Raw genomic sequence first — 9,650 nt, forward strand, 5'->3', positions numbered from 1 at the left:
CCCCCCCCCCCCCCCCCCCCCCCCCCCCCCCCCCCCCCCCCCCCCCCCCCCCCCGGGGGGGCGTGGTGCTTATTTGCGGGTCAGCATCACCGGCAACTGCGCCACCAATTTCACGTTATTCAACGGTGCGCGAATGAACCCACGCTGCGTCCCGTCCGGCCCGATCACCGCCAGGTTGCCGCTGTGATCGACGGTGTAATTCGGTTTATTGGTATCCGCCGGAATGAACGGAATGCTCACCGCGTTGGCCAGTTTCTGAATGTCTTCAACCGACGAAGCCGTCAGCCCTTTGAACTGAGGATCGAAGTAGCCCAGGTATTGCTTGAGCTGCTGGGGCGTATCGCGGTTCGGGTCAATGCTGACCAGAATGATCTGCAACTTGGCCACAGCCTCTGGCGGCAGTTCGCTCTTGATCTGGCGCAGCTGGGCGAGGGTGGTCGGGCAGATGTCCGGGCAGAAGGTGTAGCCGAAGAACAGCAGCGACCATTTGTCTTTCAGCTCGTTGATCGCCACTGGCTTGCCGTCCTGATCGGTCATCGTCACGTTCGGCAGGTTGCGGCTTTGCGGCAGCAGAATGATCCCGGCATCAATCAGAGCGGTCGGGTCGCCCTGGCCTTTGCCGGACAGCACTTTGTTGATGGTCAGGCCCAGGACTAGCGCGATCAGGGCAACGAGGATGAAGACGGTTTTCTGGGTTCGAGTCATAGGTTCAACAGTAAGTAGTGGTCTACGAGCAGCGCGATAAACAGCAGGAACAAGTAATAAATAGAGTACTTGAACGTGTTGATCGCCGCGTGCGGCCGAGTGCCACGGTACAGCACCACGGCCCATTGCAGAAACCTCGCGCCAAGTCCCAGCGCGCAAATCAGGTAGAGCACACCGCTCATGTGGATCACGTACGGCATCAGGCTGACGGCCAGCAGCGCGAAGGTATAAAGCAGGATGTGGACCTTGGTGTAGTGCTCGCCATGGGTCACCGGCAGCATCGGGATGTCAGCCTTGGCGTATTCCTCTTTGCGGTGAATGGCCAGGGCCCAGAAGTGCGGAGGGGTCCAGGCGAAGATGATCAACACCAACAGCAAAGGTTCGGCGCTGACGTGGCCGGTAGCGGCGGTCCAGCCGAGCAGTGGCGGGGCGGCGCCGGCCAGGCCGCCGATGACGATGTTTTGCGGCGTCGCGCGTTTCAGGAAACCTGTGTAGACAACCGCATAGCCAAGCAGCGAGGCCAGGGTCAGCCAGGCCGTCAGCGGATTGGTGAAGGCCAGCAGTATGGCTTGCCCAAGCACCGCCAATACCAAGGCAAACGTCAGCGCGGCCGCCGGCGACACCCGGCCTTCGGCCAGGGGACGTTTGTGCGTGCGGGCCATGACCGCATCGATGCGCCGGTCCACGACATGGTTGACCGCCGCCGCACCACCGGCACACAAGGCGATCCCCAGATTGCCGAACACCAGCACCGTCCACGGCACCCCGGCGCGGGTCGCGAGGAACATCCCCACCAGCGAGGTGATGAGCATCAGCACCACCACTTTCGGCTTCGTCAGCTCCAGGTAGTCACGCCAGATCGCCTGACTGTGACGTGCTCCGATCAGAGTCGCCATGGCATCTCTCCTTTTATTGTTATGGGCCCGACTGAGTGTTTGCGCGGGCTGAACCGCCAGCGTGCAGGGGGTTGCTGCTTGACCCGAACCAGACTGGTTCGCGCGTGATAATTGACCAGCACCATCGTCAGCAATAGCGCCGCGCCGCCCGCGTTGTGCGCGACGGCCACTGGCAGAGGCAGGTGAAACAGCACATTGCTGATGCCGAGGGTGATCTGCGCGGCGAGTGCGATCAGTACCAGCCCCGCCAGGCGAGTCATGCCGACCACCTTCAGTTGCCACGTCAAGCCGAGTAGCACCAGCGTCACTAACAATGCGCCGATGCGGTGAGTCAGATGAATCGCGGTGCGGGCATCGCTGTCCAGTTGCCCGCCGAGGTAATTGGGGCCGATGTGTTGAGTCAGGTGAAAACCGTTGGCGAAGTCCGCAGGCGGCAGCCATTGCCCATGACAGGTCGGGAAGTCGATACAGGCCACCGCCGCGTAGTTGGAACTGACCCATCCACCCAAGGCAATTTGCAGGATCACCAGCAGCAAACCTGCGGTCGCCCAGTACTGCAAACGCCGTGGCACGGTCAGCGCTGGTAGTACGCCGGACAGTCGCAAGGTCAGTAAAAACAACAGACTCAACGTCGCAAAACCACCGAGTAAATGCCCAGTGACCACTTGCGGCCAGAGCTTGAGCGTTACCGTCCACATACCGAATGCTGCCTGGGCGAACACCACCGCCAACAGAAACAGCGGCAACTTCACCGGCTGCCCTGGATGACGACGATGGACCCAGGCGCGGCCGGCCAGCACCGAGATCAACAGCCCCAGCGTGCCGGCGAAGTAGCGGTGGATCATCTCGTTCCAGCCTTTGTGAGCAACGACTGGCGTATCGGGGAAATGCAGTTCGGCATGGGCCAATTGAGCTTCGCTTTTCGGCACGCTGATAAAGCCATAGCAACCCGGCCAGTCCGGGCAGCCGAGGCCGGCGTGGGTCAGGCGGGTGTAGGCGCCGAGCAACACCACAATCAGTGCCAGCAAGGTGGCAAACAGCGCGAGGCGAAATCCAGGTTTGGCCATGACGATGCCCTTATCCGATGTTCGACAGTTTCAGCAAATGGCGCAGGTCGTTGAGCAAGTCCTTACCCTTCACCGTCGGGTCGTAGCGCAGCACCAGATTGCCGTGAGGGTCGATGATCCACAGCTGTGGTGCGGGCTTGTCGCCCGTGGTTTTACTGAAAGTCGTGAGGTCCATCGGGTAGCGCTGCAGTTGCGGATATTCGCGAGTCAGCTTGGCCTCATAGTCGGCGCTCAACGGTTGTGCCGCGGCCAAGGCATGACTGGCGCGTCCGGCATCACGGCCAAGGCCGATCTGGATCTGCCGCGCCAGGTACACCAGTTGCTGGCAGTCCACCGAGCAATCCTTGGGCGCGGTCACCAGTATCTGCCAACGATCCTCCTGCGCCTGCACGCCGAGGTCGGCGCGGGTCTGGCCGTTGCCGATCAGTTCGCCGTGATAGCTGCGACCTTCCGGCACCCAGAACTGCAATTTGTACATGCCGGTGGCGAGGATCATCGGACCGATCACCCCAAGCAGGATCAGCAGTAACTGCAAGCGACCTTTACGCCGACTCGCCGGCGTTTTCGCCTCAGACATGCTGGGTGGATTCATGGCCGCTCCCATGGTGTTTCTCCTTTGCGTTGTGCCAGCCGAGATAAAGATAGAGGCCGAACAGGGCGATCGACATGGCGAACCACTGCACGGCATAAGCCAGGTGTTTTTCCGGCCCCATGGCCACCACCGGCCAATCGGCCTGGTAGGACGCGGGGCCGTTTTCTGCGCGTAATTCGTAGGCAAAACCTTCGCGATCCAGCGCCGTCCAGAGCTTGGCCGGCTCGACCGCGGTGATCAGTTGTGGCCAGGTCGTGGTGTTCGGGTCGGCGTGCAATTGGAAGGTGGCGCCGGGGGAGACGTAGACCCAGGCAACGAGACTCAATGCCTGAGTCGGGGTGGTGAATTGCGGTGGCGTGCGGCGATCCGGCCATGGCAGCCAGCCGCGATTGACCAGCAGCCAGAGCCCGGTCGCCTGATCCTGAAACGGTTGCAGCAGCTCGACGCCCACCTTGCCGTCGCGCTGACGGTTATCCAGCAACAGGCTGTGAGCGGCATCGAACTGGCCGTGCAGGTGAACCCGGCGGAAGGCCGGATCTGCAGAGTGTTGCAGCTCGGTGTTGGCCATCGGTTCAGCTGCGCGGCGCTCGGTGTAGCTTTGCAGCAGCGCGCTTTTCTCTGCGCCCCGGCTCAATTGCCAGAACCCGAGTGACACCAGCATGGGCAACAATACCGCGACCACCAGGGTCGGCACGATGCCCGGCCGAAAGCGCTTCATGGCGTCGCCAGAAAGTCGCTAGTCGCGATAGCTATACTCAAGTGCATCGCCTTTCCCCCGGAGTCTCACCATGCTCAAAGCAGCCATCGTCCTGATGCTGATTGCCACGGTTGTCAGCCTGTTCAGCGGCCTGTTTTTTTTGGTCAAGGACGACAGCAGCTCGAACCGCCTCGTCATTGCCTTGAGTGTTCGTGTTGCGCTGGCCGCCATTACCGTCGGCTTGATTGCCTGGGGTTTTTTCAGCGGCCAGTTGGTCTCTACTGCGCCTTGGTAAAGCCTCAGAGCACGTAGACGAAAACGAACAGACCGATCCACACCACGTCCACGAAGTGCCAGTACCAGCTCGCCGCTTCAAACGCGAACTGGTGCTCGGCGTCGAAGTGCCCGCGCATGATCCGCATCAACATCACAAACAAGATGATGGTGCCGATGGTCACGTGGGCGCCGTGGAAGCCGGTGAGCATGAAGAAAGTCGCGCCGTAGATGCCCGAACCGAGCGTCAGGCCCAGTTCGTGGTAGGCATGCATGTATTCTTCGGCCTGAAAACCAAGGAACGCGCAACCCAGCAGCACAGTGAGCGCCAGCCAGATTTTCAGCGCGCCGCGATGGCCCTTTTTCAAGGCGTGGTGAGCGATGGTCACGGTGACGCTGGAACTGACCAGCAAAACGGTATTGAGCAGCGGCAGGCCCCAAGGGCTGATGACTTCCTTGGGTGGCGGGAAGAGTTTCGGGTCAGGGGTATGCAGCAATGGCCAGGCGAACTGGAAGTTCGGCCAGAGCATGTGCGCTATACCTTTGACCCCTTCACCCCCGAGCGCCGGGCCGGAGATGTTTCTCACATAAAACAGTGCGCCGAAGAACGCGATGAAGAACATCACCTCCGAGAAGATGAACCAGCTCATACCCCAGCGGAACGAGCGATCCATCTGTGCGCTGTATAACCCTTGGCGGCTTTCCTTGATCACCGTACCGAACCAGCCGAACAGCATGTAGGCCAGCAGCAGGCCACCGACGAAAAAGATCAGCGGGCCGTGGGACTCCGGCCGCGCCGCTTTCAGGTCGTTGAACCAGGTGGCCAGGCCGAACACGGTGGTGAGCATGCCGGCGGTGGCAATGATCGGCCATTTGCTTTGGGCCGGTACGTAATAGTGTTCATGAGTTGCCATTTATTGTTCTCCTTATCGGGCACGCTCAGCCGCCAGTATTTACAGCCACCGGTGGATGTCGGGCGGTGATATCGAACAGCGTGTAAGACAGCGTCAGGTGCTTCACATCCTTGGGCATGTCACGGTCAACGATGAAACGTACCGGCATCTCGATCCGTTGACCGGGCTGCAGCACTTGCTGGGTAAAGCAGAAACATTCGGTCTTGTGGAAGTACGCCGCCGCGTTGCTGGGCGCGATGCTCGGAACCGCCTGGGCGCTCATCGGTCGATCGGTGGGGTTATGGGCGATGAAAATCATCTCGCTCACCGCGCCCGGGTTGGCTGTCAGCTCGTCACCTTTGGGGTAGAAATCCCAAGACATGTCGGCAGCGTTGGTCGTCAGAAACTGCACGCGAACCTGCCTCGAAGTGTCGACCGTTTGCTCGCCCTCGTACTGCCCGGCCGTCTTGCCGTTGATGCCGAACGCCTTGCACATCACGTCGTAGATCGGCACCAGGGCAAACCCGAAGACAAACATCGCCACCACCACCAACAGCAGGCGCGTGACCAGCTTCTTCAACGAGATAGAATCAGCCATGGTGGCGGGCCTCGAGTGCTACAGCGTTCATTTCACTTCCGGCGGCGTGGTGAAGGTGTGATATGGCGCCGGCGACGGAATACTCCATTCCAGACCTTCGGCCCCATCCCACGGTTTGGCCGGTGCTGGCGGGCCACCACGGATGGTCTTGATCACGATGAACAGGAAGAAGATCTGCGTGGCACCGAACATGAACGCACCGATCGACGACACCATGTTGAAGTCGGCGAACTGCAGGTTGTAGTCAGGAATTCGCCGCGGCATGCCCGCCAGCCCCACGAAGTGCATCGGGAAGAACGCCATGTTCATGCCGATGAACGACAGCCAGAAGTGCAGCTTGCCGAGGGTTTCGTCGTACATGTGGCCGGTCCATTTCGGCATCCAGTAGTAGGCCGAGGCGAAGATCCCGAAGATGGCTCCCGGCACCAGTACATAGTGGAAGTGCGCGACCACAAAGTAGGTGTCCTGGTACTGGAAGTCCGCCGGGGCAATGGCCAGCATCAACCCGGAGAAACCGCCGATGGAAAACAGGATCACGAACGCCACCGCAAACAGCATCGGTGTCTCGAAGGTCAGCGAGCCTTGCCACATGGTGCTGGCCCAGTTGAACACCTTCACGCCGGTCGGCACCGCGATCAGCAGCGTGGCGTACATGAAGAACAACTCGCCCACCAGCGGAATGCCGACCACGAACATGTGGTGCGCCCAGACGATGAACGACAGGAACGCGATACTCGCCGTCGCATAGACCATCGAGGTGTAGCCGAACAACGGTTTGCGCGAGAAGGTCGGGATGATCGAGCTGACGGCACCAAAGGCCGGCAGGATCATGATGTACACCTCGGGGTGGCCGAAGAACCAGAACACATGCTGGAACAACACCGGATCACCACCGCCGGCGGCACTGAAGAAACTGGTGCCGAAGTGGATGTCCATCAGCATCATCGTCACGCAGCCGGCCAGTACCGGCATCACCGCGATCAGCAGGAATGCGGTAATCAGCCAGGTCCAGACGAACAGCGGCATTTTCATCAGCGTCATGCCGGGGGCGCGCAGGTTGAGGATGGTGGCGATCACGTTGATCGCGCCCATGATCGAACTGATCCCCATCAAGTGGATGGCGAAGATGAAGAAGGTCACGCTTTCCGGTGCGTAAGTCGTCGACAGCGGGGCGTAGAACGTCCAGCCGAAGTTCGGTCCACCGCCGGGGGTGAACAGGGTCGATACCAGCAGGATGAACGCCGCCGGCAGTAGCCAGAAGCTGAAGTTGTTCATCCGTGGCAGGGCCATGTCCGGCGCGCCGATCATCAACGGGATCATCCAGTTGGCGAGACCGACGAAGGCCGGCATCACCGCACCGAATACCATCACCAGGCCATGCATGGTGGTCATCTGATTGAAGAACGCCGGCTCGACGATTTGCAGCCCCGGCTGGAACAGTTCGGCGCGAATCACCATCGCGAACGAACCGCCGAGCAGGAACATGGTGAACGCAAACCACAGGTACAGCGTGCCGATGTCTTTGTGGTTGGTGGTCAGCACCCAACGCATCAGGCCTTTGGCGGGGCCGTGGGCGTGGTCGGCGTGACCGTGGTCATCGATAACAGCGCTCATGGCCTGTCTCCTGCAAACAGATGGGCTGGGCAGGCCGGGGCGCGTTGCCCCGACCGGTTCCTTACACGCGCAATAGACCGGGTCATTTGCTTTCCGCCTGTTTCAGCTCCAGCACTTCTTTAGGGGTGACCATGTCGCCTTTGTTGTTGCCCCAGGCGTTACGTTCGTAGGTCACGACCGCCGCGATATCGACTTCCGAGAGCTGCTTGCCGAACGCCGCCATGGCGGTGCCGGGCTTGCCGTGGAAGACAAGGCTCAGGTGCCCTTCTTTCGGCCCGGTGGCGATTTTCGAGCCTTTGAGTGCCGGGAACATCGGCGGCAGGCCCTGACCTTCGGCCTGGTGACAGGCGACGCAGGTGGTGTGATAGATCTTGTCGCCGCGCTCTTTGAGCTCGTCGAGGGTCCATTCCTTGCTGGTCAGCTCTTTGAGCTGCAGGGCTTCAGCCTTGCGCTCGCCCAGCCATTTTTCGTAATCGGCCTTTTCCTTGACCTCGACCACGATCGGCATGAAGCCGTGGTCCTTGCCGCACAACTCGGCGCATTGACCGCGGTAGATGCCGGGCTTGTCGACGCGGGTCCAGGCTTCGTTGACGAACCCCGGAATCGCATCGCGCTTGACCGCAAAGGCCGGCACCCACCAGGAGTGGATGACGTCGGCGGAAGTCACCAGGAAGCGCACCTTGGCGCCGATCGGCAGCACCAAAGGCTTATCGACCTCAAGCAAGTAGTGCTCGCTCTTGGCTTCCTTGTTGTGAATCTGATCGGCGGGCGTGGTCAGGTTGCTGAAGAACTCAACGTCCTGGCCCAGGTATTTGTAGTGCCACTTCCACTGATAGCCCGTGACCTGGATATCGATATCCGGCTCACTGGCGTCGTACATCTTGATCAGGGTTGCAGTCGCGGGAACCGCCATGGCCACCAGGATCAGGAAGGGCACGATGGTCCAGAGGATTTCAACGGTGGTGCTTTCATGAAATTTTGCAGCCACCTGCCCGGTCGAGCGGCGGTGGAGAATCATCGACCAGAACATGGCGCCGAAGACGATGATGCCGATCACTACACAGATCCAGAAAATGGTCATGTGCAGGTCAAATACTGCGTGACTGATTTCAGTCGCTCCAGGCGCCATATTCACAGTCCAGGCCGCTTGTGCCTGACTGAAAATCGACCACAACAGGAGGCCCATCCAGACATGTGGATGTCGCATCATTGCGGGTTCCCCTTATCGTTCTTGTTATCCCGCCGGCTTTCACCTGCGGCAAGGGAGCGGCTTTTTCAGACTACGAACTTGAATCGCCGAGCCTTGCTGCGTGTGCAGTCGGGCGTCATCAGCTAACTCCATTCCCACCCGAGTATAGACAGCGACTGGCACCTCGCAATGTGACGGCGTAAATCATCTGAAACAGCTGGGACTTGCGTTCCAGGGCACGAATGGAGAAGGATGCAGACGAGTGGTGGCAAACCGATATAACTTTGATGTCTCAAGGATGAAATAATTATGACAAATGCGTCTTAGCATTTTTCGTATGCCAGCTAAGTTATATCTTCCCTATTTCATTGCCTTTGTTTCCTGGAGTTTTCATGAACACCGCCGCATTGCGCGAGCAGATCCAAAAAGCCCAACAACACGAAGCCGAAACCGGCCAGCTGACTCGTCAGCTGGAAACCCAACTGCCACACCTTCACTCCGCCATCCAATTGCCGGATGTCGACGCCAACGGCGTGATGACGCGCTTTGTGGCCGCGTATATAGAGCAAGTGCCGGACCTGCTGGACGCAGCCAATGAAGTCGCCAGGGAAGCGGGTATCGAATCACAGATCAAACCGGTGCTGAAAATCGCCGAGCAGTTCTTCCTTCAGCCGCCGGCGATCATGGTCGGTCACGTCGGTCTGGACAGCCTGCTGGACGAAGCCTACCTGGCGCACCGACTGGTCGAAGAGGTCAATGACCTGTACATCAAGCATTTTGGCCAGCCACTGATCCCCTTGGACATGACTGTTGCCAACCTGATTGCCCACCAACTGATCGGCGAGGAGTTTGCCAATCAACTGGATGAGGCGGTGCATCACGCCGTGGACGAGATGCTCAACGAAGAGAGTTTTGCGCTGGAGTCGGTGGAAGCCTACCGCGAGAAACTCAACAGCCCGGACACCGGCGCTGCATGGAAGCGCTGGCCGTGCCTGTCGCGCCAACTGGGTGTAGGCCTGGAGCTGGATCAGCCAGCGGCTTGATCTTTAGCCCCGACACAATCCCCTGTGGGAGCGAGCTTGCTCGCGATTGCGGTGTGTCAGTCGACATTAATGTTGAATGATCA

Annotated in this window: 11 protein-coding genes; 2 read left to right on the plus strand and 9 right to left on the minus strand. The window is 59.9% G+C overall.

Annotated features, from left to right (window positions below; all coding sequences use genetic code 11):
- Positions 1-69: 69 nt before the first annotated feature.
- From MO767_RS30440 to MO767_RS30460, 5 genes are read right to left on the minus strand one after another with little or no spacing between them, the layout of a single operon-like run.
- Positions 70-705 (minus strand): SCO family protein, encoded by a 636-nt coding sequence (locus MO767_RS30440; RefSeq protein ID WP_282483555.1) that lies wholly within the window; start codon positions 703-705, stop codon positions 70-72.
- A complete protein-coding gene (gene cyoE, locus MO767_RS30445; protein ID WP_008152463.1) occupies positions 702-1,601 on the minus strand; it encodes a heme o synthase in 900 nt (299 codons plus the stop codon). Before cyoE ends, MO767_RS30440 begins: the two co-directional genes overlap by 4 nt.
- Entirely contained in the window at positions 1,589-2,668 is a 1,080-nt protein-coding gene (locus tag MO767_RS30450; RefSeq protein WP_282483556.1) for a COX15/CtaA family protein, read from the minus strand. The genes cyoE and MO767_RS30450 overlap by 13 nt, the downstream gene beginning before the upstream one ends.
- A 10-nt stretch (positions 2,669-2,678) precedes the next feature.
- Complete coding sequence (locus MO767_RS30455) at positions 2,679-3,272, minus strand: hypothetical protein (RefSeq protein ID WP_282483557.1); 594 nt, start codon at positions 3,270-3,272, stop codon at positions 2,679-2,681.
- Positions 3,238-3,978, minus strand: coding sequence for an SURF1 family protein (locus MO767_RS30460; protein ID WP_282483558.1), 741 nt, complete (start codon positions 3,976-3,978; stop codon positions 3,238-3,240). The genes MO767_RS30455 and MO767_RS30460 overlap by 35 nt, the downstream gene beginning before the upstream one ends.
- Positions 3,979-4,048: 70 nt before the next feature.
- Here MO767_RS30460 and MO767_RS30465 point away from each other — a divergent pair, with 70 nt between their 5' ends.
- Positions 4,049-4,252, plus strand: a complete 204-nt coding sequence (locus tag MO767_RS30465) for a twin transmembrane helix small protein (RefSeq protein ID WP_094469789.1) — start codon at positions 4,049-4,051, stop codon at positions 4,250-4,252.
- Between the two features lie 4 nt (positions 4,253-4,256).
- Here MO767_RS30465 and MO767_RS30470 read toward each other — a convergent pair whose 3' ends face one another.
- From MO767_RS30470 to coxB, 4 genes are all read right to left on the minus strand, one after another.
- Positions 4,257-5,144, minus strand: coding sequence for a cytochrome c oxidase subunit 3 (locus MO767_RS30470; protein WP_282483559.1), 888 nt, complete (start codon positions 5,142-5,144; stop codon positions 4,257-4,259).
- A 25-nt stretch (positions 5,145-5,169) separates the two neighbouring features.
- Complete coding sequence (locus MO767_RS30475; protein WP_282483560.1) at positions 5,170-5,721, minus strand: cytochrome c oxidase assembly protein; 552 nt, start codon at positions 5,719-5,721, stop codon at positions 5,170-5,172.
- A gap of 27 nt (positions 5,722-5,748) precedes the next feature.
- Positions 5,749-7,335 (minus strand): cytochrome c oxidase subunit I, encoded by a 1,587-nt coding sequence (gene ctaD, locus MO767_RS30480; RefSeq protein WP_027926130.1) that lies wholly within the window; start codon positions 7,333-7,335, stop codon positions 5,749-5,751.
- An 82-nt stretch (positions 7,336-7,417) separates the two neighbouring features.
- Positions 7,418-8,545: a cytochrome c oxidase subunit II gene (coxB, locus tag MO767_RS30485; RefSeq protein WP_046044862.1), complete on the minus strand. Its 1,128-nt coding sequence runs from the start codon at positions 8,543-8,545 to the stop codon at positions 7,418-7,420.
- 371 nt (positions 8,546-8,916) lie between these two features.
- Here coxB and MO767_RS30490 point away from each other — a divergent pair, with 371 nt between their 5' ends.
- Positions 8,917-9,567 (plus strand): hypothetical protein, encoded by a 651-nt coding sequence (locus MO767_RS30490; protein ID WP_282483561.1) that lies wholly within the window; start codon positions 8,917-8,919, stop codon positions 9,565-9,567.
- Positions 9,568-9,650 lie beyond the last annotated feature (83 nt).

Origin of the sequence: Pseudomonas sp. UYIF39 (genome assembly GCF_029963765.1) — a bacterium.
In the GTDB taxonomy this organism is placed as follows: Bacteria; Pseudomonadota; Gammaproteobacteria; order Pseudomonadales; family Pseudomonadaceae; genus Aquipseudomonas.

What these genes read in the sequence shown, in the direction of transcription:
- MO767_RS30440 (WP_282483555.1), bottom strand. Translation starts at nt 705, where the DNA reads ATGACTCGAACCCAGAAAACCGTCTTCATCCTCGTTGCCCTGATCGCG.
- cyoE (WP_008152463.1), bottom strand. Translation starts at nt 1,601, where the DNA reads ATGGCGACTCTGATCGGAGCACGTCACAGTCAGGCGATCTGGCGTGAC.
- MO767_RS30450 (WP_282483556.1), bottom strand. Translation starts at nt 2,668, where the DNA reads ATGGCCAAACCTGGATTTCGCCTCGCGCTGTTTGCCACCTTGCTGGCA.
- MO767_RS30455 (WP_282483557.1), bottom strand. Translation starts at nt 3,272, where the DNA reads ATGGGAGCGGCCATGAATCCACCCAGCATGTCTGAGGCGAAAACGCCG.
- MO767_RS30460 (WP_282483558.1), bottom strand. Translation starts at nt 3,978, where the DNA reads ATGAAGCGCTTTCGGCCGGGCATCGTGCCGACCCTGGTGGTCGCGGTA.
- MO767_RS30465 (WP_094469789.1), top strand. Translation starts at nt 4,049, where the DNA reads ATGCTCAAAGCAGCCATCGTCCTGATGCTGATTGCCACGGTTGTCAGC.
- MO767_RS30470 (WP_282483559.1), bottom strand. Translation starts at nt 5,144, where the DNA reads ATGGCAACTCATGAACACTATTACGTACCGGCCCAAAGCAAATGGCCG.
- MO767_RS30475 (WP_282483560.1), bottom strand. Translation starts at nt 5,721, where the DNA reads ATGGCTGATTCTATCTCGTTGAAGAAGCTGGTCACGCGCCTGCTGTTG.
- ctaD (WP_027926130.1), bottom strand. Translation starts at nt 7,335, where the DNA reads ATGAGCGCTGTTATCGATGACCACGGTCACGCCGACCACGCCCACGGC.
- coxB (WP_046044862.1), bottom strand. Translation starts at nt 8,545, where the DNA reads ATGATGCGACATCCACATGTCTGGATGGGCCTCCTGTTGTGGTCGATT.
- MO767_RS30490 (WP_282483561.1), top strand. Translation starts at nt 8,917, where the DNA reads ATGAACACCGCCGCATTGCGCGAGCAGATCCAAAAAGCCCAACAACAC.